General features: G+C 67.9%; 17 protein-coding genes. 9 read left to right on the top strand and 8 right to left on the bottom strand.

What is annotated here, in order from left to right:
- Nucleotides 1-71: 71 nt before the first annotated feature.
- Nucleotides 72-875: a hypothetical protein gene (locus tag AXA74_RS14895; protein ID WP_029581482.1), complete on the bottom strand. Its 804-nt coding sequence runs from the start codon at nucleotides 873-875 to the stop codon at nucleotides 72-74.
- A 145-nt stretch (nucleotides 876-1020) separates the two neighbouring features.
- A complete protein-coding gene (locus AXA74_RS14890; protein WP_032962905.1) occupies nucleotides 1021-1947 on the bottom strand; it encodes a LysR family transcriptional regulator in 927 nt (308 codons plus the stop codon).
- 189 nt (nucleotides 1948-2136) lie between these two features.
- Here AXA74_RS14890 and AXA74_RS14885 point away from each other — a divergent pair, with 189 nt between their 5' ends.
- The 7 genes from AXA74_RS14885 (at nucleotide 2137) to AXA74_RS14855 (ending at nucleotide 11115) form a co-directional block, all read left to right on the top strand.
- Nucleotides 2137-3585: an MmgE/PrpD family protein gene (locus AXA74_RS14885; RefSeq protein WP_051593951.1), complete on the top strand. Its 1449-nt coding sequence runs from the start codon at nucleotides 2137-2139 to the stop codon at nucleotides 3583-3585.
- Nucleotides 3586-3642: 57 nt separating this feature from the next.
- Nucleotides 3643-4629: a tripartite tricarboxylate transporter substrate binding protein gene (locus AXA74_RS14880; protein ID WP_032962906.1), complete on the top strand. Its 987-nt coding sequence runs from the start codon at nucleotides 3643-3645 to the stop codon at nucleotides 4627-4629.
- 2 nt (nucleotides 4630-4631) lie between these two features.
- Nucleotides 4632-5885 (top strand): acetyl-CoA hydrolase/transferase family protein, encoded by a 1254-nt coding sequence (locus AXA74_RS14875; protein ID WP_032979098.1) that lies wholly within the window; start codon nucleotides 4632-4634, stop codon nucleotides 5883-5885.
- A gap of 122 nt (nucleotides 5886-6007) precedes the next feature.
- Nucleotides 6008-7183: an acyl-CoA dehydrogenase family protein gene (locus AXA74_RS14870; protein WP_029581477.1), complete on the top strand. Its 1176-nt coding sequence runs from the start codon at nucleotides 6008-6010 to the stop codon at nucleotides 7181-7183.
- A 1-nt stretch (nucleotide 7184) separates the two neighbouring features.
- A complete protein-coding gene (locus tag AXA74_RS14865) occupies nucleotides 7185-8048 on the top strand; it encodes an HpcH/HpaI aldolase/citrate lyase family protein (RefSeq protein WP_029581476.1) in 864 nt (287 codons plus the stop codon).
- A 17-nt stretch (nucleotides 8049-8065) separates the two neighbouring features.
- Nucleotides 8066-9289, top strand: coding sequence for a CaiB/BaiF CoA transferase family protein (locus AXA74_RS14860; protein ID WP_164725172.1), 1224 nt, complete (start codon nucleotides 8066-8068; stop codon nucleotides 9287-9289).
- Nucleotides 9290-9369: 80 nt separating this feature from the next.
- Nucleotides 9370-11115, top strand: coding sequence for an ATP-binding response regulator (locus AXA74_RS14855; RefSeq protein WP_029581474.1), 1746 nt, complete (start codon nucleotides 9370-9372; stop codon nucleotides 11113-11115).
- 104 nt (nucleotides 11116-11219) lie between these two features.
- Here AXA74_RS14855 and AXA74_RS14850 read toward each other — a convergent pair whose 3' ends face one another.
- The 6 genes from AXA74_RS14850 to AXA74_RS14825 all read right to left on the bottom strand — a co-directional run bounded on the left by AXA74_RS14850 (nucleotide 11220) and on the right by AXA74_RS14825 (nucleotide 16699).
- A complete protein-coding gene (locus AXA74_RS14850) occupies nucleotides 11220-11930 on the bottom strand; it encodes an ABC transporter ATP-binding protein (RefSeq protein ID WP_029581473.1) in 711 nt (236 codons plus the stop codon).
- The gene (locus AXA74_RS14845; RefSeq protein ID WP_029581472.1) at nucleotides 11927-12715 is read right to left on the bottom strand and encodes an ABC transporter ATP-binding protein; all 789 of its coding nucleotides are present in this window, start codon (nucleotides 12713-12715) and stop codon (nucleotides 11927-11929) included. Before AXA74_RS14845 ends, AXA74_RS14850 begins: the two co-directional genes overlap by 4 nt.
- Nucleotides 12708-13574: a branched-chain amino acid ABC transporter permease gene (locus tag AXA74_RS14840; RefSeq protein WP_029581471.1), complete on the bottom strand. Its 867-nt coding sequence runs from the start codon at nucleotides 13572-13574 to the stop codon at nucleotides 12708-12710. Before AXA74_RS14840 ends, AXA74_RS14845 begins: the two co-directional genes overlap by 8 nt.
- 3 nt (nucleotides 13575-13577) lie before the next feature.
- Nucleotides 13578-14459 (bottom strand): branched-chain amino acid ABC transporter permease, encoded by an 882-nt coding sequence (locus AXA74_RS14835; protein WP_029581470.1) that lies wholly within the window; start codon nucleotides 14457-14459, stop codon nucleotides 13578-13580.
- Nucleotides 14460-14556: 97 nt separating this feature from the next.
- Nucleotides 14557-15711 (bottom strand): ABC transporter substrate-binding protein, encoded by a 1155-nt coding sequence (locus tag AXA74_RS14830; protein ID WP_029581469.1) that lies wholly within the window; start codon nucleotides 15709-15711, stop codon nucleotides 14557-14559.
- A 289-nt stretch (nucleotides 15712-16000) separates the two neighbouring features.
- Complete coding sequence (locus tag AXA74_RS14825; RefSeq protein WP_029581468.1) at nucleotides 16001-16699, bottom strand: response regulator transcription factor; 699 nt, start codon at nucleotides 16697-16699, stop codon at nucleotides 16001-16003.
- Between the two features lie 68 nt (nucleotides 16700-16767).
- On the opposite strand from AXA74_RS14825, the gene AXA74_RS14820 reads away from it, so the two are divergent.
- Complete coding sequence (locus AXA74_RS14820) at nucleotides 16768-18786, top strand: sensor histidine kinase (protein ID WP_032979096.1); 2019 nt, start codon at nucleotides 16768-16770, stop codon at nucleotides 18784-18786.
- 194 nt (nucleotides 18787-18980) lie between these two features.
- A partial coding sequence (locus AXA74_RS14815; protein ID WP_155680876.1) for a two-partner secretion domain-containing protein occupies nucleotides 18981-23246 on the top strand: 4266 nt, incomplete at its 3' end.

Raw genomic sequence — 23246 nt, 5'->3', positions numbered from 1 at the left:
ACAGGAGGAGCGCGGGCGCGCCAAGCCTGAGATTGCGATTCAGCGCCGACATGGAGTCTTCTCCGGAAAGCTTATTGCCCGAAGGTGAAATTCACGCCCGCGAGAACCGTGAACTGCGGCAGGCCTTCGCCCTTGTGGGCGACGGTCCATTGCGGCTCGATGTAGGCGTTGACGATGGTCTTGCCCATGCGCCAGGCGCGGCCCGCGCCCAGGCCCAGCGGGATGTAGTACTCCTTGTGCTGCAGGTCGAAGGTCCAGGTGGCCGTCGAGCGCACGTACCAGCCCTGCTGCAGATTGCGGATGAGGAAGGGCTGCAGCGTGGCCGTATGGACGGTGTCGCGGTTGCTCTGTCCGGCAAAGGAGTGCTGCCACTCGAGCAGGCCGCCCAACAGGCCGGCCGCGCTCTTGTGCACGGCCACCGCGGCAAAGCCGCCCGACCACTTGCCCGCGCCCAGCACGCTGTCGGTCGCGGTGGGCAGGGTCAGCATCGGCCCCACGCCGATGTCCACGCTGCCCTGCTGGAGCAGGAAAATATCGAACACGCTGATATCGCCCAGGCCGCTGCGGTAGCTGCCATCGGCCTGCGGCCGGGTCGAGATGGGCACGGTGGGACGCAGCATCTGCGGCACGCCTATCCCGTCGCCGGGCGCGATGGGCAGGGTGGGGCGCAGCAGGAAATCATTGGTATGCGACGAGGTGCCGAACAGCCGGGGGGTGTAGTAGTTCTGCAGGCCCAGGGACAGGGCCGGGTGGAGCGGGTTGTTGGACGTGTTGGCGTCGTCGGCCGATTGGGCATGGGCCGACACCGACAGCGTGGTCAGGAGGGCGCACAGCGTGGCGCGCAGGGAGGGCGGGGCAGGCAAACGGCCGGGCATGGCGGAACCATCCTCATCTCTTGCAGGTCAAGCCGAACGGGCAGAAGCAAAGCGACGAGAGCAGTCGCCTGCTGAGTTTCCGAGGATTCGGGCCGCGCGTCAATCAGGGTCTATCGCCGCGCTGTTGCGTCGATGGCGCGCTCGCCTAGGCGGGGGCCGTGACGCTCTCCTGGCGCGTGCGCCGCATATCGGGCCAGGTCTCGGCGGCCGCGCCCAGGAAGGCATCGACCAGCGGATCGTTGCGGCGGCTGGCCAGGTGGGCCAGAAACAGCGGAAAAGCGGTCTCGACCAGCGGCGAGACCGCCAGCAATCCCTGCGCCACGCCCTGGCGCACGCGCTCTTCGCGCATCAGCATCATGCCGACGCCGGCTTCCAGCATGGCGCGGCCCAGGGTGGCGTTGTCGAACCAGGCCACCGCGTTCAGGGTCAGGCCGCGCTCATCGAAGAGCTGGCGCAGCATGGTGGCGTAGGCGATGCTGTTTTCGTTGGGCGCGATCCAGGGCAGGCGCGCCAGCCCGGCCCAGTCGGCGGCTTCGATCTGGGCCTTCCAGGCAATGGGTCCGGCCACGCGGAAGGGGATGGTCGCCAGTTGATAGTAAGTGAAGTCCGGGTCGGTGGGGCGGTCCAGGAACAGGCCCAGGTCCAGTTCGCCGCCATGCAGGCCCTCGCGCGAGCTGGAGGACGGCCGGGCGCGAAGGTCCACATGGATGAGCGGATGGGTGCCGCGCAGCCGGGCGATCATGGCGCCGATGCGGCTGGAAACCGGCTCGCTGGTCGAGCCGACGATGAGCTTGCCTTCGACTTTGCCGTTGAGTTCGCGCGCGAAGGAGGTGAACAGCGTCGCTTCGTTGAGCAGGGTCTTGGCGCGCGCCAGCAGCAGCTTGCCCGCCTCGGTCAATTCGAGATTGCGATTGGTGCGCGCGAACAGCTGCGTGCCCAGCGTGTCTTCCACCGCGCGCACATGGGCGCTGGCGGCGGATTGGCTGATGTGCAGCCGTTCGGCGGCGCGGGTCAGGTGCTGTTCATCGGCGACCGCGACAAACGTCCTGAGCTGCACGAGATCGATAAGCATGCTGGTGTCGGACGCGCGCGTCCGGTCTCCCTTGTGATGGCCTCGCGGTCGCCGCCGCGCCTGTTGCGGGATTGTTCGGGAATCGAGAATGCCGTGTCCCAAAAATCCCCATGGAGTGGCCTGTCGTCGTTTCCTAAACTATATCCCCAGACAGTGCATGGACAAAGGGCCATGCCGCAACGGAGACAGATGGTGACCCCTTCCCAGGAGCAGGCGGTGCCGGCCGGAGACGCCGCGGGCGCCGCGGATTTTGCCGAAGTGCTGGCGGATTTCGGCGCCGGGCTGGGGCTGGAGGCGCTCGAAGCGCCCGTGGTCCAGGCGGTGAAAACCAATGTCCACGATACGCTGGCCTGCGCGGTGGCGGGTTCGTCGGCCGCCGGCATCGCCGCATTGCGCGAGCTGGCCGGCGAATGGGGCGGCGCGCCCCAGGCCACGATCTGGGTGCATGGCCTGAAGGTGCCCGCGCATCACGCGGCCTGGGTCAACGGCGCCATGGCCCATGCGCGCGATTACGACGATACCCACGATGCCGCCGTGCTGCATGCCGGCGTGTCCGTGGTGCCGGCCGCGCTGGCCGCGGCCGAGCTGGCCGGCGGCGCCAGCGGCGCGGACTTCATCGCGGCGGTGGCCGCCGGGCTGGAGACCATCTGCCGCCTGGGCGTGGCCACGCGCATCGGCATCGTCGAGAGCGGGTATATGTATACCTCGCTGTTCGGGCATTTCGCCGCCACGGTCGCCGCCTCGCGGGTATTGGGCCTGTCGCCTGGCCAGACGCTCAACGCCATCGGCATCGGCTATTCGCAAGTCGCCGGCAATCACCAGGTCACGCGCGATGGCGCGCTCACCAAGCGCATGCAGCCGGGCTTCGCGGCCAAGGCAGCGCTGGTGTCGGCGCAGATGGCGCGGCGCGGCATCCGCGGCGCGCAGGCCACCTTCGAGGGCCTGGACGGTTTTCTGCGCGTCTATCTGCGCGGCGCCTGCGACCGCGCCGCGCTGCGCGAGGGCCTGGGGCGGCGCTATGAGCTGCTCAATCTCAGCTACAAGCCCTACCCCTGCTGCCGCCTGAACCACACCGGCATCGACGCCGTGGCGGCGCTGCGGCGGCGCCACGCGATCGCGCCCGCCGACATCGAATCGCTGCGCGTGGGGCTCAACCGCCAGGCTTATGAGGCGGTGTGCACGCCGCCGGCGGTGCGCCGGGCGCCGCAGTCCACCGTGCAGGCCCAGTTCAGCCTCCCGTATACCGTGGCCGCGGCCCTGGTCGACGGCGCCGTGACGCTGGCGCACTTCGAGGCGGATGCCTGGCGCCGTGAAGACCTGCTGGCGGTCGCCGCCCGGGTCCAGCCCTATGTGGACGATGCGCTGGAACGCGACTGGGGGCGTGGTGTGTCGCCCGCGCTGCTGGAGCTGCGGCTGCGCGACGGGACGGTGCTGCGCGAGCGGGTGGATCGTCCCGAAGGCGATCCGGCCCGGCCCATGACGCGGGCGGCCCGCGACGCCAAGGCCGGCGACTGCTTCGCGGCCTCGGCCTTGCGCTTTGCCGCCGATGCCCCCGGGCATCTGCGCGAGCTGGTGATGGATCTGGAGACACTTGGCGACGTGCGCGAGCTGGCCGCCGCGATGGTGGCGCGGCGCTGATCCGGACGGACCCCGAACCGGCGGCAGGCAGCGCCGGACGACAACAAGGAGACAGAGATGCGGATTCACACTGGCAGGATCCTGGCGCGTTGCGCGCCGATCGTGGCGGCCTTCGCGCTGGCGGCGCAAGCCATGTCGGCAGCGGCGGCCTGGCCCGAGCGTCCGATACGGCTTATCGTGCCCTTCGCCCCGGGCGGCAGCAACGATGTGGTGGCGCGCGTGGTCAGCGCCAAGCTCACCGATCGCCTGGGCCAGCCGGTGGTGGTCGAGAACCGCGGCGGGGCGGGCGGCTCCATCGGCACCGAGTTCGTGGCCAAGTCCGCGCCCGACGGATACACGCTGCTGTTCGCGTCCGAGTCCATCATGACCAACGCGGTGGTGGGCAAGAAACTGCCCTATGACCCGGTCACGGACCTGCAACCCATCGGCGAGATCGGCTCGGGGCCTTTTGTGATCGCGGTGGGCAATGCGGTGCCGGCCAAGACCCTGGGCGAGCTGATCGCGCTGGCCCGCGCCAAGCCGCGCACGCTGAACTACGGCACCGCCGGCGTGGGCGGCATCAACCATCTTGGCACCGAGCTGGTGGCGCACGCGGCCGGCATCAAGCTGGTGCACGTGCCTTACAAGGGAATCTCGCTGGCGTTCAACGATATGTTCGCCGGCAGCCTGCAGGTCATGCTGCCCAGCGTGCCCTCGGCCGCGCCCTTTATCCGCGACGGGCGCATCCGCGGGCTGGCGGTGACCAGCGCCCAGCGTTCGCCCCTGCTGCCCGAGATGCCCACGGCGGCCGAAGCCGGCTTGCCCGGATTCGAGCTGGAAGTGTGGTGGGGGCTGAGCGGGCCGGCCAAGCTGCCGGCCGGGATCGTGCAGCGCCTGAACGCCGAACTCAACGCCGCGCTGGCCACCCCCGAGATGCAGCAAGTGCTGGCCCGCGAAGGCATCACGCCGCGTCCGGGCAGCGCGCAGGCCTTCAGCGAGCTCATCCGCGCGGACTACCAGCGCTGGCAGAAGCTGGCGCGCGATGCCGGCCTGAAGGCGGAGTAGCCATGCGCCGCTGTGCGATCCAGGACCTGCGCTTGAGCGAGTGGACCCGGCCGGGCGATGTGATTGCCTGGCCCCAGGGACCGGGCGAGCCGCTGGCGCTGACGCGCGCCCTGCTGGACCAGGCCGACAGCCTGCCGGACCGGGGGCTGCTGTTCGGCCTGACGGCGAGCGATACCCTGCGGCCCGGACTGTCCCGCCGCTTTGCCCTGCATGCGCTCAATGGCGCGGGCGGCAGCCGCCGGGCGACCGCCGACGCCGAATGCTATCCCCTGCATGTGAGCGCCTTGCCGGCGCTCTTGCGCGGCGGCGCGCTGCCGCTGGACGTGCTGTTGATCCAGGTCACGCCATTGCCCGACGGCCGCTACAGCCTCGGCGTCATCGCGGATTTCACGGCGGCCATGATCGCGCGCGCCCGGGTGGTCATCGCGCTGCTCAATCCCGCCTTGCCGGCCCTCGGCGAGGATGCGGCGGTGGCGGCGGACGACATCGATCTGCTGGTCGAGCGTGACGAGCGCCTGGTGGAAATGCCCGAGCCCCGGTCCTCGGCGGTGGAAGATGCCGTGGCCGCCCAGGTGGCGGCCCTGGTGCCCGACCGCGCCACGCTGCAGCTGGGCGTGGGCACCTTGCCCGCCGCCGTGGCGCGCGCCCTGATGGGGCACCGCGAGCTGGGCGTGCACAGCGGCGTGGTCTCGGACGCGCTGGTGGACCTGGTCGAGGCCGGGGTGGTGAGCAATGCGCACAAGGGGCGCGATGCGGGCCGCAGCGTGACGGGCGGCCTGTTCGGCACCGCGCGCCTGCGGCGCTTCGCGGCGGCGTCGGGCCTGGTGTCCATGCGCGGCGCCGAGTACACGCATGCGCTCGCGGTGACCGCCAGCCTGCATGCACTGCACAGCATCAATTCGGCCATCGAGATCGATCTGAGCGGCCAGGTCAATGCCGAAGTGGCGGGTGGACGCTATCTGGGGGCCGTGGGCGGGCAGGTGGACTTCGTGCGCGCCGGCATGGCTTCGCCCGGCGGCAAGTCCATCCTGGCCTTTCCGTCCACCACGCCGGATGGCGCGCGCTCGCGCATCGTGGCACGGCTGTCCGGCCCGGTCACCACGGCGCGCAGCGACGTGGACGTGGTCGTCACCGAGTATGGCGCGGCGCATCTGCGCGGGGTGGGATTGCGGCAGCGCCGGGCCCGGCTGCTGGCCATCGCGCATCCCGCGTTCCGGGACGGCCTGCGCCAGGCTTTCGGCGAGGAACCGGTATGAGTCCCGATGCGCCGCGGGACGATCCGGGCGGGCCGCGCCCCGTTCTACCGACACCTTGCGCTGAGGCGCGACAAACACCGGCGCGGCCTGTCGCCGCGCGGCTTCATCACATCGAGGAATCCATGAGCCATCCACGCCTGCAACTGACGTCCGAACAACGCGCCCTGGTGGGCACGGTGCGCGAACTGGCGCGCGACAAGTTCCGCGACCGCGCCACGAAGTACCTGGACGGCACCTTTCCGTGGGAAAACCTGCGCGACCTGGCGGCCATCGGCGTGCTGGGCATGTCGATTCCCGAGGAGTACGGCGGCTCCGATCTCGCGGTCTTCGATACGGCGCTGGTGATCGAGGAGGTGTCCAAGGTCTGCTATGCCACGGCCATGGCCTTGATGGGCGAGGTCGGCGTGCAGGTGCGCGTGATCTCGACCTATGCGCCGCCGGGCATGAAGCGCGACATCCTGCCCAAGGTCTGCACGGGCGAGGCCATGCTGGCCGTGTGCATGACCGAACCGCATGCGGGCACCGATGTGCCCAACTATCGCACCAACACCGTCATCAAGGGCGACCGCGCGATCGTCAAGGGCGTCAAGACCCTGATCAGCCGCGCCGACGAGGCCGAGTGGTTCGTGGTCTTCAGCCGCATCGACGGCACGCCCGGCCGCGAAGGCATAGGCTGCGTCCTGGTCAACCGCAATACCCCGGGCTTCAGCGTGACGGCGCGCTATCACACCATGGGCGGCGAGAACCTGGCCGAGATCCAGTTCGACAATTGCGAGGTGCCGGTGGAGAACGTCATCCTGCGCCAGGGGGGATTCAAGAAGCTGCTGTCGGCCTTCAATACCCAGCGCTGCCTCAATCCCAGCGTGTCGCTGGGCCTGGCCGAAGGCGCGTTCGAGGAGGCCATCAAATATGTGCGCGAGCGCCAGATCTTCGGCCACAGCGTGGGCGAGTTCCAGGGCATACGCTGGAAGCTGGCCGATATGTACCGCGAGATCGAGGCCGGGCGTTCGCTGCTCTATCGCGCCTGCCTGACGGCCGATCCCTTCCCGGACCCGCATGAGGCGGCCATCGCCAAGATGGTGGTCAATGAGATGGCCATCCGCGTGACCAGCGAGGCCTTGCAGGTGCATGGTGGCTATGGCTTCACCGACGAGTATCCGGTCTCGCGCTTTTACCGGGGCGTGCGCTACGGCACCCTGGGCGGCGGGGCCACCGAGACCCTGAAGGACCTGGTGGGCAAGAAATTGCTGGCCGATTTCGATCCGGTGGAGGGTTTCCTGGGCATGGGGACGTTCTGAGATGCGGTCGCTGCTATTCGTGCCGGGCCATGATGCGCGCAAACTCGCACGCGCGCTGGACAGCGGCGCCGATGCGCTCATCCTGGACCTGGAGGACGCCGTGCCGCCAGCGGCCAAGGACGCGGCGCGCGCGGGCTGCGCTGGTTTTGTCGCGCGGCATCGCGACCGCCTGCCGCTGTGGGTGCGCATCAATGCGCTGGACACGCCCCATGCCCTGGCGGACCTGGCGGCCGTGGCGCGCGCCGGTCCGCGGGGCATCCTGTTGCCCAAGTGCGGCGGAGCGGCCGATGTCCAGGCCGTGTCGCGCTATCTGGACATCCTGGAAGTGCGCGAAGGGCTGCCGGCGGGCAGCCTGCGGCTGCTGCCCATCGTGACCGAGACGGCCGCGGCGACGTTGCGCGCCGCGCAGTACGAAGCAGGCGGGCGCCTGGATGGCTTGATGTGGGGCGGCGAGGATCTCGCCGCCGACCTCGGCGCGCAGGCCAACCGCGATGCCTCCGGCCGCTATACCGCGCCCTACGAGATGGCGCGCAGCCTCGCCCTGCTGGGCGCGGCGGCCGCGCGCGTGCCGGCCATCGACGCGGTCTATCCCGACTTCCGCGACCTGCAAGGTCTGCGCGCCGAGGCGCTCGATGCCCTGCGCGACGGTTTCTCGGCCAAGGCGGCCATCCATCCGGCGCAGGTGGCGGTGATCAACGAAGCCTTCACGCCCGCGCCGCAAGCCTTGCGGCAGGCCGAACGTGTGCTGCGCGCTTTCCAGGAGGCCGGCGGCGCGGCGGTGGTCGCGCTGGACGGGAAGATGCTGGATCGCCCGCACTACCGCGCGGCGCGCAGGGTGCTGGAGCGGGCGGCCGGCAAAGCATGACCACGGAGACGAAAACCATGAATGCGGCAAGCATGGGCGGGCAGCGCGCCCTGCCCCTGGCAGGAGTGACGGTCATCGATCTTTCGCACGTCTACAACGGGCCCTACGCCACTTTCCTGATGGCCATGGCCGGCGCCGAGGTGATCAAGGTCGAGCCTTTCCAGGGCGAGCACCTGCGCAGCCGGGGCGACATGGGCGGCGCGGCGCTGCCCTTCGCCATGCTCAATTCCAATAAAAAACCCGTCACGCTCAACCTCAAGGCGGAGCAGGGGCGGGCGCTGTTGCGCGAGATGGTGGCGCGCGCCGATATCCTGGTGGAGAATTTCGCGCCCGGCGTCATGGACCGGCTGGGCGTCGGCGCGGACGAGCTGTTGAAGCTCAATCCCAGGCTGGTCTATGGATCGAGTTCCGGCTATGGCAAGGACGGCCCCTATCGCGACTATCCCGCCATGGACCTGGTCATGCAAGCCATGAGCGGCGTCATCGATTCCACCGGCTATCCGGACCAGCCTCCGGTGAAGGCCGGCGCGGCCATCTGCGACTTCATGGCGGGCATCCATCTCTATGCGGCCATCGTGACCGCCTTGTATGAACGCGCGCAAAGCGGGCAGGGCAGGGTGGTGGAAGTCTCCATGCAGGACGCCACCTATGCCTCGCTGGCGTCCAACCTGGGCATGCTGCACGCGCGCGGCGATGCCGCGCCGGCGCGCACCGGCAACCGCCATGGCGGCCTGGGCATCTCGCCCTACAACGTCTATGCCGCGCGCGACGGCTATGTGGTGCTCAATGCGCCGGGCGACCATCATTTCCGCGCCATCCTGGACGTGCTGGGGCGGGCCGACCTGGCCGAGGACCCGCGCCTGCGCACGCGGTCGGACCGGGTGCGCAACTTCGAGCGGGTCGACGAACTGATCGAGGGCTGGACGCGCCAGCACGACAAGGAAGACATCGCGCGGCGCATGCTGGCGGCCAAAGTGCCCTGCGCGCCGGTGCGCAAACTGGCCGAGGTCATGCAGGACGAGAACATGCATGCGCGCGGCAGCCTGCAACGCCTGCGCCATCCCGAGCTGGGCGAGGTGGTCCTGCCGCATTCGCCGCTGGTCTTCGAGGGCAGCCCGCGCCGCGCCATCGAACCCAGCCTGCCCCTGGGGGCCGGCAATCGGGACGTGTTCGGCCGCTGGCTGGGACATGACGAGGCGGACTTGCGCCGTTGGGTGGAGCAGGGCGTGATCGGCGGCTGAGGAAGCACCGTCGCGGCCGGCGTGCCGCCGGGCCCGGAAACGGCGACAATGGGCCTTCCGTCTTCGCCCCGCCGCCGCCGATGCGTCCTGCCTCGCCCGACCCCGTGTTCGCCGCCTGCCTGCTGGTGCTGCGGCGCAACCTGCCTTTTTCCTTGTTAGGCACCCTGCTGACCATGGTGCTGGTGGTCGCCGCCCTGGCCGATGTGGTGCCGGACGCCGAGCTGGCCTGCTGGGCGGGGGGCAATGTGCTGCTGTCGCTGCTGCGCTGGCGCGACACCCGGCGTTTTCCGCGGCTCGACGAGCCGCCTTCGCCGGCGCAGCGGGAGGCGGGCCGCCGCTGGCGCCGCCGCATGCTGCTGGGCGTCTTCCTGAGCGGCCTGGCCTGGGGGCTGCCGGTGGCCTATTGGATCGCGCATGTGCCCCTGCATTACCAGATGTTCTTCATCATCGCCCTCCTGACCATGGGCACGGGCGCCATCTATGCCTATTGCATCGATCTGCCCTTGCTCCACAGCTTCATGCTGCCGTATTTCCTGCCGACCATGTTCGTGCTGGCGGCGCGCCCCGACACCTTGCTGACGGTGATGGGCATCGCCGGCATCCTCTACTTGGCCGTGTCGCTGGCGTTTGCCCACCGCATGCATCGCACCCAGCTTGATTCGCTGCGCCTGCGCTTTGACAACCTGGACCTGCTGGCTCGCCTGCAGCACGAGAAGGAGGCCGCCGAGCGCAGCGACTTGGCCAAGTCGCGCTTCCTGGCGGCGGCCAGCCACGACCTGCGCCAGCCGGTGCATGCGCTGAGCCTGTTCGTCGGCGTGCTGCGCGAGCAGCCGCTGCCCGAGAACAGCCGCCGCGTGGTGGACAATATCTCGCAGGCGGTCCAGGCCATGGGCGGTTTGTTCGACGGGCTCTTGAACCTGTCGCGCCTGGATGCCGGCGTCGTGCGTCCGCGCGTGGAGCCCGTCGCGCTGGGGCCGCTGCTGCGGCGGCTGCAGCGCGAGTTCGCGCCCCAGGCGGCCGCCAAGTCCCTGACCTTGAGGCTGCGGCCGGTGTCGGCCACGGTGCTCTCCGATCCGGCGCTGCTGGACCGCATCCTGCGTAATCTGATCGACAACGCCATCCGTCACACCGGGGACGGCGGGGTGCTGGTGGGCTGCCGGCGCGAGGGCGCCGGCCTGCGGGTGGAGGTCTGGGATACGGGCCCCGGCATCCCGGCCCATGAGCAGGAGAGTGTGTTCTGGGAGTTTCATCAGCTGGGCAACCCCGAGCGCGACCGCAACAAGGGCCTGGGCCTGGGGCTGGCCATCGTGCAGCGCACGGCCCGGCTGCTGGGCCACCGCCTGCAGCTGCGTTCGCGGCCCGGCAGGGGCACGGTGTTCGGCCTCACCCTGCCTCGCACGCGGGCCGCCGTGGCCGACGCGCCGGGCTTGCCGCCGCCAGCCGATGTCCCGGCCGGCGCGCCGCTGGTGCTGGTGGTGGAGGACGATGGGTTCAGCCGCCATGGCTTGCAGCAATTGCTGGAGAGTTGGGGTTATCGGGTGCTGGCCGCCGGCAGCGCCGACGAGCTGCTGTGCCTGACCGGGGCCGAGACCGAGCGGCCGGCGCTGGTCATCAGCGACTACCGCCTGCGCGAGCACGCCACGGGCATCGAGGCCATCGAGCGCGTGCGCGAGGAATACAACGACGACGGCATCGCCGCGCTGCTGGTCAGCGGCGACACCGACCCCGGGCGCCTGGCCGAAGTCGCCGCGCGCGGCTGGCCGCTGCTGCACAAGCCCGTCGACCCTGACAAGTTGCGCGCGGCCATCGGGCAGTTGACGGCCTGACCCTCGGGTGACGGACACCGGCCAGGCGGCCGTCTCATGCGGCGGACAAGAGGCGAAAAAAATGCCTGCGGCGCAGGCATTTTTTTCGCAGCGCTGCGGCGCCGTCAGGCGCCCAGATAGGCTTCCAGCACGCGGGGATGGCCCAGCAGTTCGCGTCCGGTGCCTTCCAGGGCCATGGCGCCGTTTTCCAGCACATAGCCGTGCTGGGCGATCTTCAGCGCCTGGCGCACGTTCTGTTCCACCAGGAAGAGCGTCAGGCCGTCGGCGTTGATGGCGCGCAGCGATCGGAAGATGTCCTGCACCACGATGGGCGCCAGGCCCATGGAGGGCTCGTCCAGCAGCAGCAGCCGCGGCTTGGCCATCAGGGCGCGGCCGATGGCCAGCATCTGTTGCTCGCCGCCCGACAGGTTGCCCGCCATGCCGTGGATGCGTTCTTTCAGGCGCGGGAACAGGTTGAAGACATACTCCAGGTCGCTGTCGAGGTTCTTCAGGCCCCGGCGATAGGCGCCCAGTTCCAGGTTTTCGAGCACCGTCATGGTGGTCAGGATGGCCCGGCCTTCCGGCACCTGCACGATGCCGCGCATCACCAGCTGGTGGGGCGGCAGGTTGGTGATGTCCTCGCCTTCGAAGACGATCCGGCCGGCGGCCTTGGGCAGCAGGCCCGACAGCGCCAGCAGCGTGGTGGACTTGCCGGCGCCATTGGCGCCGACCAGCGCGGTGATTTCCCCGGCGCGCAGGTCCAGGCTGATCCCGCGCACCGCTTCGATATGGCCGTAGTTCACTTCGAGCCCACGGACTTCCAACATGGCGCTCATTGCACGGCCTCCGCCTGTTCAGTGTCTTCGTCGTCTTCGCGGCCCAGGTAGGCCTCGATGACCTGTTCATTGTTGCGGATCTCGTCCGGACCGCCGCAGGCAATGATCTTGCCGAAGTTGAGCACCGCGATGCGTTCGCACAGGCCCATCACGAAGCGCATGTCATGCTCGATCATGAGGATGGTGTAGCCGCGTTCGCGGATGGCGAGGATCTCGCGCATGAGTTCGGCGCGCTCGCCGGTGTTCATGCCGGCGACCGGCTCGTCCAGCAACAGCAGCTTGGGCTCGGTCGCCAGCGCGCGCGCCAGCTCCAGCCGGCGCTGTTCGCCGTAGGAGAGATTGTCGGCCAGGTCATTGGCCTTGTGGTCCAGGCGCATCCAGGTCAGCAGCTCATGGGCGCGCTCGCGGGCACGCCGCTCGTGCTCGCGGAAACCAGGCAGGCTCAGCAGCAGGCCGGGCAGGCCGTAGTTCATGTGCCGGTAGGCGCCCACCACCACGTTTTCCAGCAGCGTCATCTCCTTGAAGAGACGGATGTTCTGGAAGGTGCGGGCAATGCCCATGCGGGTGATCTTGTGCGGCGCCCGCTTCAACAGGCTCTCGCCCTTGAAGGTGATGTTGCCGCCGCTGGGCGGCAGCAGGCCGGTGATGAGGTTGAACACCGTGGTCTTGCCGGCGCCATTGGGGCCGATCAGGCCGTAGATGCTGCCCTCGGGCACCGACAGGTTGACATCATGCAGGACGTGCAGACCGCCGAAATTCTTGGAAATGGAGGAAAGCTCAAGCATGGCGCTTGCCTCCCTGGCGCGTCCAGCGCTTGAAGCGCGCCGGATCCCAGATGCCTTGCGGCAGGAACAACACGATCACCACCAGGATCACTCCGTTGATGACCAGGCGGAAATCCGCGAAGCCGCGCAGCAGCTCGGGCAGGACCGTGATGATGGTGCTGCCCAGCACCGGGCCGGCCAGGCCGCCGATGCCGCCCAGGATGGCCATGGTCAGGATTTCGACGCCACGGTCAAAGCCGTATTCGTTGGGGCCGATGAAGAAGGTCAGATGGGCGTTGAGCGCGCCGGCCAGGCCGGCGATCATGGCGCCCGCCACGAAGGCCAGCATCTTGTTGGCGCGCACATCGATGCCCATCAGGCCGGCGGCGGTTTCGTCGCCGCGGATGGCGTCGAAGGCGCGGCCGATCTTGGAGCGGCGCACGCGCCACAGCACGAACAGCACGATCACCAGCGCGAGCGCCACATGCCACCATTGGGTCACCTGGGGGATGCCGTTAAGGCCCAGGGCGCCGCCGGTGACCGACTCGGTATTGAGCACCGTCACGCGCACCACTTCGCCAAAGCCCAGCGTCGCCATGGCCAGGTAGACGCCCGACAGGCGCAGGGTGGGCAGGCCGATGATGGCCGCCACCACGGCCGGCGCCAGCATGCCGCCGGCCAAGGCCACCGGGAAGGACACCTCGTAGTTCATCGTCAGCAGCGCCGCCGTGTAGGCGCCGATGCCCATGAAGGCCGCGTTGGCCATGGCCAGCATGCCGCAGGCCAGGGTCAGCCAGATGGAAAGCGCCAGCAGGGCGTTGGTGCCAAGCGTGAGCACCAGGTTGCCATAAATGGCCCAGAAATTCTCGAATCCGCTCATCACTTACGCCTTGCGTTGAACCACTTTGCCGAACAGGCCCTGCGGACGCACCAGCAGGATCAGGAACAGCAGGCCGAATGCCACGGCATCGCGCATGGTCGAGCCGATGTAGGCGACCGACAGCACCTCCGCGAATCCCAGGAAGAGACCGCCCAGCATGGCGCCGCGTATGTCGCCCATGCCGCCGAGGATGATGACCGCGATGCCCTTGTGCAGCATGGGCTGGCCCATGAGCGGGAAGAGCGCGTTCGAATACAGGCCGATCAGCACGCCGGCCACGCCACCCAGGGCGGCCGCGGCGAACGAGGTGGTGATGAACAGTTTTTCGACGTTGATGCCCAGCAGCCAGGCGGCCTTGGGCGATTCGGCGATGGCGCGCAGCGCGCGGCCGAATTGGGTGCGGCGCATGATGAACATCAGCACGGCCATGAGCGCGAAGGACAGGAAGATGATGCCCAGCTCGATGACCGTCAGGTGCAGGCCGGCGATCTCGATGACTTCCTCGGGCACCGTGCCATGCGGGAAGCGCAGATTGCTGGCGCCGAAGATGCCTTGCGCGGCGTTGTTCAGGATGATGCCCACGCCGATGGTCGCGATCATCGGGATCAGGTGGGGCGCGTTGCGCTTGCGCAGCGGCTTGAGCACCAGATAGTCGATGAGCATGCCGGTCAGGCCGGCGACGACGAAGGCCACGATGAGCGCCAGCCACAAAGGCATGGCGAAATGCTGTACCACGGTCAGGGCCGCATAGGCGCCGACCATGAATACTGCCCCATGCGCCAGGTTGATGACGCCGAGCACGCCGAAGACCAGTGTGAATCCCAGCGCAAAGAGGGCGTAAACGCTGCCCAGCGAGAGCGCGTTGACGAATTGTTGTTCCAACATGAGGGACTTCCCAAATCAAGCGCCTTGCGGAGGATTGTGTCTTCCGCAAGGCGCTGTGCTTCCCGATAGAGAGGCGGCCTGCCGACAGCGCGGCAGTTTACTTCTCGATGACGTACTTGCCGTCCCTGGTGACGCTGATGATCGGCGCCTGGTCGGCATCGTAGCCGGCCGGCTTGCCGGCGCGGTCATTGGCCTGGCGGAACTTGAAGGCGCCGGTGGCGCCCGTCCATTGCACCGAGGGCAGGGCGTCGCGCAGGGCGGCGCGGTCCTTGGGCAGGTCGCCGGTCAGCTTGGTGTTCTTCAGGGCCTGGGCGACGATGTACATGGCGTCATACGACTGGGCCGAGAACTGGTCCGGGGCGTTGCCGAACTTGGCCTTGTAGGCGTCGATGAACTTGCTGTTTTCCGGCGTCTTGTTCTCGATCGACCAGGGGCTGCCGATCCACAGGTTGTTGGAGGCGCCGCCCGGGGCCAGATCGAAGATCTTGACCGAGTTCATGCCGTTGCCGCCGATGACCGGCACGTTCAGGCCCAGCTGGCGCGCCTGCACCATGATGGGGCCGCCTTCGGCCAGCAAGGCCGACAGCACGATGGCATCGGGGTTGGTGCCCTTGATCTTGGTCAGCTGGGCCTTGAAGTCCACGTCGCCCTTGGCGAAGGTCTCGGTCGTGGTGACCGGGATCTTCTGGTCTTCCAGGGCCTTCTTGAAGTTGTCGTAGCCGCTCTTGGTGAAGACGTCGTCGTTGCCGTAGAGGACGGCGACGTTCTTCAGGCCGGTCTTGGCCTTGACCGTGGAGATGGTGGCCGGCAGCACGTCGGCTTCGGTGACCGAGTTGCGGAACACATAGTTGCCGATGGAGGTGATGCCGTCAGCCGTGTTGGAGGTGCCGAAGACCACGGTCTTGGCGGCCTGGGCGATGGGGTCGGCGGCCTGGGCCGAGTTCGACAGCGTCGGGCCGAAGACCATCAGGACGTTGTCCTTGAAGATCAGTTTCTTGAAGACGTTGATGGCTTCTTCTTTCTTGCCTTGCTCATCTTCGACCACCAGCACCAGCTTGTTGCCATTGATGCCGCCGGCGCCGTTGATTTCATCGGCGGCCAGCTGGAAGCCGTTGCGGATCGACACGCCGTACTGGGCGGCACCGCCCGACAGGGCCTCGGCCACGCCGAGTTTGATGTCCGCGGCGTGGGCGGCCGGGATGAGGCCGGCGGCGGCGAGCGCGACCAGCAGTTTCTGGGGCTTGAATTGCATATTGAGTACCACCCTCGTTGTCTCGAATAGCTAATAGGGATCCGGCCGGGTCGTGCCCGGCCTGGAGGTCGGATGCGCGATGTAGCGCGGATTTTCGACCAAGAGCACGAAGAATACCCGTTTGCTCCGGGGGAATATCGGATAACGCTACTAAAAGTTGCTGCTGGATGTCGGTTTTTCGCAAAAAAAACATAAAACCTAGGGTTTACCCGCAATATTCTTGTGCGTCCTGTTCCGTCGTGTCCAAGGGGTGGACAGTCTTGCCGGCGGGCCGCGCCGCATCGCGGCTTCAGGGCTGCACGGCGGCCGGCAGATAGAAGCAATAGCCGCTGTTGCGCAGCGTCTTGACGGGGAGTTGCTGGCCGCTGGCTTCTTGCACGCGGCGGCGCAGGCGGCGCATCTGGGTGTCCAGCCGGCGCTGGTCGTAATCGAGATAGTCGGCGCCCAGCGCCTCGATGATCTGGCGCCGGCTGATGTTCTGGCCGGCGTGGCTCATCAGGCAGCGCAGCACCTGCAGGTCCTGCTGCGACAGCGCGATCGCCGGCGCGCCGGGAACCTTCAAGCGGCGCGGGCCGCTTTCCAGTATCCAGCATCCGGCCGTTGCGGCGCGCGGGCCGGGGTCCAGGCGCAGCCGGCGGCTGAGCGCGCCGAGGGTGGCGGCCAGCTCGTCCAGGTCGCAGCCCTTGCCGAGGAAATGATCGGCGCCCGTGGCCAGGCCTCGTATCCGGTCGGCGCTGGCGTGGCGCGCGGAGAACACCACGATGCCCAATTGCCGGCCGTCTTGCCGCAAGCGTTCGATGAGGTCCAGGCCATTGCCGTCGGGCAGGCCCAGGTCGATGACGGCCAGATGGTGGCGCTGCGGATCGAAAGCCTGTTCGAAAGCCTCCAGCGTCGGCAGGCCCAGCGGCGCATAGCCTTGTTCTTCCAGGAACTCGCAGAGTTCCTGGCGCAGCACGGGCTCGTCTTCGAGCAGAAGGACTTCGGCCATGGGGATTCCGCGTTCAGGGGCAGGCGGCTGCGCCTGGTGTAATCTGTCCGGTTACATGGGGAAGGAATTTGAATCAAGCGGAATATTACCGCACGCGATGGGCGTGGCTGGTCTTGTTGGCTTGCCTGCTGGCGGGCAGCGGCGCGCGCGCCGGCGTCCTGCCGCTCATGGGGCGGATGGCCGATGCCGCGGGCCATATGGAACGCCTGGTCGACCCGCAGGGCACGCTCGACGCCGCGGGCGCGGCCCAGGCGCCGGGCTGGGTCGCCTTGCCCGCCAGCCTGGGGCAGGGATTCACGCCGGCGACGATCTGGCTGCGGCTGCGCCTGCAGGTCGACGAGATGGCGCCGGGCGGCTGGATGCTGCAGTTGAGCAATGCCTTGCTCGACGATGTCCGTGTCTATATGGGACGCGACGAGACCTGGACGCTGCTGGGCCATAGCGGCGAGGACGTCAGCCGCTCGCGCTGGCCGGTGGAATATCGCAGCCCCGTCATCCCTTTCGAGCCCCCGGGGCCCGGCGTGTATACCGTGATGTTGCGGTTGCAGAGCAAGAACGCGCTGGCGACCCGGCTCGAAGTCTGGGAGCGGCTGGCCTTTGACAACCGTTCGCGGCGCGAAGGCCTGTTGTTCGGCCTGTATTTCGGCTTCTACCTCCTGCTCATCGGCCTGCACGCGCTGTTCTGGCGCGCCACGCGCGCGCCCATGAGCGGCCTGTTCCTGGCCTATATCGGCAATTGCGTCATGAACGAAGTCTTGTCGCTGGGCCTGGTGCAGCAGCTCACCGGACTGCCCGTGGACTGGAGCGACCGCTGGCTGGGCGTGGGCATCGCGGTCAGCCTGCCCGTGGCCCTGCGCATGTCCTTGAAGCAGCTGGAGGTGGAGACGACCCGCGCGGCGCGCTGGCTGCAAGCGGCGAGCTGGCTGGCGGCCGCGGTTTGCGCCGCCCTGGTCATGCTGGGCCGTTATGGGCAGGGCATGGCGCCCATCCAGATGCTGGCCTTGCTGTGCATCGTCGGCCTGACGGGCAGCGCGCTCTATCTGCTGCGGCGCGGCTGGCGGCCGGCGCGCTTTTTCCTGCTGGTGTTCGGGGTGTTCTATCTGGGCGTGCTGCTGGCTTTTCTGCGCAACCTGGGCGTGCTGCCGGTCAACCCCTACACCGAATATGTGTCCACGCTGGCGACCATGGCGCACATGCTCTTGCTGAGCCTGTTCATCATCGGCCGCCACGAGCGCCGGCGCCGCGCGCGCGAGCGCAGCCAGGCCAATCTGGCGGCCGAGCTGGCGCGCCAGCACAGCCAGCGGCTGGAGAAGGAGGTGGCGCTGCGCACGGTGGAGATGCAGGGCGAGATCCAGCGCCGGGTGGCGCTGGAAGACGAGCTGCGGGCGTCGCTGGCGATGGAGCGGCGCGTCTTCGCCGAGCAGCGCGACTTCGTCGCCATGGTGTCGCACGAGTTCCGCACGCCGCTGGCCATCATCACCACCTCGGCCCAGCAGCTGGCGCGCAACCTGGGCGCGCCGGCGGAAAAAAGCCTGGCGCGCTGCGGCAATATCCGCGATGCCGCCATGCGCCTGCTGGCGCTGGTCGATGAATACCTGACCGATGACCGCATGCGCGAACCGCGCGCCGAACTGCGCCTGAGCCTCTGCGATCCCCGGGCCCTGTTGGCCGAACTGGCCGGCGAGTTCGCGCCCGGGCGCGTCCTGCTGGAGGGCGGCGCGCCGGCGCGGGTCTGCGATGCCGGGCTGTTGCGCATCGCCCTGCGCAATCTGCTGGCCAATGCCGACCGCCATTGCCCGGCGGAGGCCGTCATCCGGGTCCGCCTGGCGGAGGGGGGCGGCGGCCTGCATATCGATATCGCCCATCCGGGCAAGCCCATCGCCGAGGCCGACCAGGGCCGGCTGTTCCAGAAGTATTACCGCGGGCAAAACGCCCAGGCCCGCCCGGGCGCGGGCCTGGGCCTGTACCTGGTGCGCTCCATCGCCGAACGGCTGGGCGGCGCGGTGGCGCTGGTCTCGGCCGGGGGCGAGGCGCCGATCTGCTTTCGCCTGAGCTTGCCGGGCGGGCCGGCGGCGCTTGCGGCATAGAAGACGCTTTGTTGCAACGCGCCGACGCCGGCCGATCAGGAGGGAATGGGCGATAAACGCCGGTTTATCGCTGATTTTGTGCGATGTATATCCACAAAATTACGAAGTGCTCAGATTTGCTCAGATTGAGCCAGGCAACTATCTGTATATTTCAGCCGCTAAATTTACAAATTGTGACGCTGCCGGATATTGCCATGAAGATGCCTTCCCTTAACCACATCTATCGTCTGGTCTGGAACGACAGCCTGGGAGCTTTCGTACCCGTGGCCGAGCATGCCAACAGCCGCCGCAAGCGCGGCCGGCCGGCGGCGGCCGCGGTATTGAGCGCGGCGCTGCTGGCGTCTTCGGCGGCGCTGGCGGCCGATCTGCCCACGGGCGGGCAGGTGGTGGCCGGTTCGGGCGGCATCCGCCAGAACGGCAACACCATGAATATCGACCAATCGAGCGGCAAGCTGGCCATCGACTGGCAGAGCTTCTCGATCGGGCAGGGCAAGACGGTCAATTTCAACCAGCCCGGCCGCGACGCGGTGGCGCTGAACCGGGTGCTGGGATCGGATGTGTCGGTCATCCAGGGCGCCTTGAACGCCAATGGCCAGGTCTTCCTGGTGAACCCGAATGGGGTGCTGTTCACGCCGACGGCGCAGGTCAATGTGGGCGGCCTGGTGGCCAGCACGCTGAACATCAGCACCGCGGACTTCCTGGCGGGCAATTACCGCTTCGAGGGCGCGGGCAGCAATGCCATCGTCAACCAGGGCAATATCACCGCCGCGCCGGGCGGCTCCATCGCGCTGATCGCCGCCAAGGTGACCAACACCGGCACCTTGGTGGCCGACCGGGGCAATGTGCTGATCGGGGCGGGCAGCCGCGTCAAGCTGGACCTGGGCGGCCCGGTCAAGCTGGAAGTCGAGGCCGGCGCGCTCGATGCGCTGATCGAGCAGGGCGGGGCCATCCGCGCCGATGGCGGGCTGGTGTACCTGACGGCCAAGGCGGCCGGAGAACTGGCCAGCACGGTCATCAACCATACCGGCATCACGCAGGCGCGCACGCTGGCCACGGGCGAGCAGGGGCAGATCATGCTCTTGGGCGACATGGTCAATGACCGCATCGCCGTGGGCGGCACGCTGGACGCCAGCGCGCCGGCCGGCGGCAATGGCGGCTTTATCGAGACCTCGGCGGCCACGGTGGCCATTGCCGGCGGGGCCAATATCAGCACCAAGGCGGCGGCGGGCAAGACCGGCAACTGGCTGATCGACCCGACCGATTTCACGGTGAGCGCCGGTGCCGGCGCGGCGGCCAGCGGCGGCATCGGGGCGGATACGCTGGCGGCCCTTCTGCAGGGCACCAACGTGGAACTGCAGACGCTGGCCGGCGGCGGCGGCAAGGGCGACATCAACGTCAATGCGGCGGTCAAGTGGAGCGCCGACACGAGGCTGACCCTGAGCGCGCAGGGCGATATCAACATCAATGCGCCCATCACCGCCACCGGCCAGGCGGCCGGCCTGGCGCTCAACTATGGCGGCTACAAGCAGAACGGCAGCGCCGCCGCGGGCAGCGACTACTACGTCAATACCGCCATCACGCTCAGCGGGGCGAATGCCACGCTGGCCATCAATGGCCAGTCCTATACCTTGCTGCACTCGGTCGCGGACATCATCAACAAGGTGGCCGCGGGCAATGGCCGCTACGCGCTGGCGCAGGACATCGACATGGGCGGCACTTCGTATACCCGCTCGGTGATCAATTCGCTGTCCGGCACCTTCGCCGGCCTGGGCCATACGATCAGCAACCTGACCATCGGCCTGCCGGGCAATGGCAGTAACGGCCTGTTCAGCAATGTGACCAGCTCCGGCACGGTGCGCGACCTGGCGCTGGACAATGCCCAGGTGGTGGGCGGCAGCTATGCCGGCACGCTGGCGGGCGAGAATGCCGGCATGCTGCGCAATGTCTCGGCCACGGGCGTGTTAAGTGGGTCGGCCAATGTCGGCGGCCTGGTGGGCTCGAACACCGGGACCATCGTCAATGCCAATGCGCGGGTGACGGTCACCGGCCAGAGCGGCGGTTTTTTCATCGGCGGCCTGGTGGGCAATAACGGCAGCCAGGGTGTGCTGGACAATGTCTACGCCACCGGCAATGTCAGTGGCGGGAATAGCGATATCGGCGGCCTGGCCGGGGTCAACCTGGGCACGATACGCAATGCCTATGCCCTGGGCAATGTCTCGGGCAATGGCAATAACAGCGGCGTGGGCGTGGGCGGCCTGGTGGGCACGAGCCACGATGGCAGCTCGGTGACCAATGCCTATGCCTCCGGCAAGGTCAATGGCAGCCTGGCCGGGGGGCTGGTCGGCTACGGCATGGCCGGCACCCTCACCAACTCCCATTGGGATGTGACCACCACGGGCCTGGCCAATGCCGTGGGCGGCTTCTATACGCTGGACCCGAGCGTCACCGGCATCAACAGCAATCTCGGCTACCAGCACGCCAGTTACACCGCGTTCGGCAACTGGTCGCAGGCCCCGGGCAGCACGGATGTCTGGGTGGCCAAGGACGCCCAGGGCAAGGCCCAGTGGATCATGATCGAAGGCCAGACGCGGCCCATGCTGGCCAGCGAATACAGCGTTGGCATCGGCAATGATCATCAGCTGCAGCTGATGGCCTACAAGCTGGACGGCGAGTATTTCCTGACGCGCGACTTCGCCATGCAGTCGCAAGGGATGTGGGGCGCCGAGGGTTTCCAGCCTATCGGCAATAGTTCCTGGCTGTTCAGCGGCAGCCTGGATGGGCAAGGCCATGTGATACGCGACGTGAACATCACGCGCTATCAGACCGGAACGGGATTGTTCGGCTGGGTCGATGTCACCGGCCTGATCAGGGATGTCGGCCTGGTCAATGCCCAGATCCAGGGCGCAAACTATACCGGCGCCCTGGCGGGCTATAGCATCGGCACCCTCATCGGCTCCTTCGCCATGGGCAGCCAGGTGAAGGGCCTTGATTACCTGGGTGGCCTGGTGGGCTGGAATAAGGGTCTTGTCGAGAACGTGTACTTCGATGGGACGGTGTCCAACAACTTTGTCCCCTCGGGATTCCTGGGCGGGGTCGTGGGCTGGAATGGTGGCACTGTGCGTTATGCCTATGGCAACGCGGACTTCAGCCAGTCCCTGCCGGGAATCCTGGCCGGAGGCGTGACCGGGCAGAACGGGGGGGTGCTGGAACACTCCTTCTGGAACAGCGATCTGACGGCGACCACTCTCATCATTGTCTATACGGGCGCCACCGGCAAGAGCGCGGCCGAACTCAAGCAGCTCTCCACGTTCGTGGCCGAGGGCTGGAGCATAGACAACGCCGGCGGCAGCGATACGGTCTGGCGCCTGTACGATGGCCAGAGCGGCCCGCTGCTGCGCGCCTTTCTCAAACCGGTCACGGTCAGCCTGGCAGGCAAGACTTACGACGGCCAAGTGTCGGGCGGCACGTCGTATATCGCGTCTATCCCCAACGCGGTGCTCGGCGGCTCGATCACCTACCAGACCAGCGCCAAGGATGCCGGTGTCTATACGGTGAACAACGGCACGCTGACGGTCAATGGCAGCCTGTATTCCGATCAGCTGGGCTACGACATCAGCTACGGCGATGACTTGTCGCTGACCATCGCCAAGAAGGGCGTGAGCGCCAACTACAACGCCCTCAACAAGATCTACGATGGCAGCGCCGATGCGACGGTCTCTCTGCAGAGCCTGGATGGCCTCGTCTCCGGTGACCGGGTCGACGTCAATGCCTATGGCGGCATGTTCACGGACAAGAACGCCGGCAACAACAAGACGGTGACGATCAGCGGCATCTCGCTCAGCGGCATCGATGCGCAGAATTATTATCTGGAGAGCGGCAGCGCCACCGCCTACGCCGACATCACGCCCCGGTCCGTCAGCGGCAGCGTCACGGCCGGCGGCAAGACCTATGACGGCACGACGTCCGCCACGACCAGCGGCACGCTGACCGGGGTGCTTGGCGGCGACCAGGTGGTGTTCAACACTTCTGGCTTGTTCTCGGACAAGAATGCCGGCACGGGCAAGACGGTCTATCTGTCCGCCAGCCTGGGCGGCCTGGACGCCCAGAACTACTCCCTGAGCGGCTACAACCTGACCACGCTGGCCGACATCGCCAAGCTGGCGATCACGGGCGCGATCACGGCGGCGGGCAAGACCTACGATGGCACCACCTCGGCCACGACCAGCGGCACGCTGACGGGCACGGTGGCGGGCGACAGCATCTCGCTGTCGACCTCGGGCAGCTTCGCGGACAAGAACGCCGGCACGGGAAAGACGGTGAATGTCTCGGGCGCGCTGGCCGGGCTGGACGCGGGCAACTACAGCCTGACGTCGGTGAACACGACGACGCTGGCCGATATCGCCAAGCTGGCCATCAGCGGCGCGATCACGGCCTCGGGCAAGACCTACGACGGCACCACC

It is taken from the genome of Bordetella hinzii LMG 13501, assembly GCF_001548475.1.
Classification (GTDB): Bacteria; Pseudomonadota; Gammaproteobacteria; order Burkholderiales; family Burkholderiaceae_B; genus Bordetella; species Bordetella hinzii.
The sequence above is the reverse complement of the archived record's forward strand: the minus strand, read 5'-3'. Positions and strand labels throughout refer to the sequence as shown.

Coding starts and splice junctions, on each gene's coding strand:
- AXA74_RS14890 (WP_032962905.1), bottom strand. CDS start 1,947: ATGCTTATCGATCTCGTGCAGCTCAGGACGTTTGTCGCGGTCGCCGAT.
- AXA74_RS14865 (WP_029581476.1), top strand. CDS start 7,185: ATGCGGTCGCTGCTATTCGTGCCGGGCCATGATGCGCGCAAACTCGCA.
- AXA74_RS14845 (WP_029581472.1), bottom strand. CDS start 12,715: ATGCTTGAGCTTTCCTCCATTTCCAAGAATTTCGGCGGTCTGCACGTC.
- AXA74_RS14870 (WP_029581477.1), top strand. CDS start 6,008: ATGAGCCATCCACGCCTGCAACTGACGTCCGAACAACGCGCCCTGGTG.
- AXA74_RS14830 (WP_029581469.1), bottom strand. CDS start 15,711: ATGCAATTCAAGCCCCAGAAACTGCTGGTCGCGCTCGCCGCCGCCGGC.
- AXA74_RS14875 (WP_032979098.1), top strand. CDS start 4,632: ATGCGCCGCTGTGCGATCCAGGACCTGCGCTTGAGCGAGTGGACCCGG.
- AXA74_RS14855 (WP_029581474.1), top strand. CDS start 9,370: ATGCGTCCTGCCTCGCCCGACCCCGTGTTCGCCGCCTGCCTGCTGGTG.
- AXA74_RS14880 (WP_032962906.1), top strand. CDS start 3,643: ATGCGGATTCACACTGGCAGGATCCTGGCGCGTTGCGCGCCGATCGTG.
- AXA74_RS14825 (WP_029581468.1), bottom strand. CDS start 16,699: ATGGCCGAAGTCCTTCTGCTCGAAGACGAGCCCGTGCTGCGCCAGGAA.
- AXA74_RS14885 (WP_051593951.1), top strand. CDS start 2,137: ATGGTGACCCCTTCCCAGGAGCAGGCGGTGCCGGCCGGAGACGCCGCG.
- AXA74_RS14895 (WP_029581482.1), bottom strand. CDS start 875: ATGCCCGGCCGTTTGCCTGCCCCGCCCTCCCTGCGCGCCACGCTGTGC.
- AXA74_RS14840 (WP_029581471.1), bottom strand. CDS start 13,574: ATGAGCGGATTCGAGAATTTCTGGGCCATTTATGGCAACCTGGTGCTC.
- AXA74_RS14835 (WP_029581470.1), bottom strand. CDS start 14,459: ATGTTGGAACAACAATTCGTCAACGCGCTCTCGCTGGGCAGCGTTTAC.
- AXA74_RS14860 (WP_164725172.1), top strand. CDS start 8,066: ATGAATGCGGCAAGCATGGGCGGGCAGCGCGCCCTGCCCCTGGCAGGA.
- AXA74_RS14850 (WP_029581473.1), bottom strand. CDS start 11,930: ATGAGCGCCATGTTGGAAGTCCGTGGGCTCGAAGTGAACTACGGCCAT.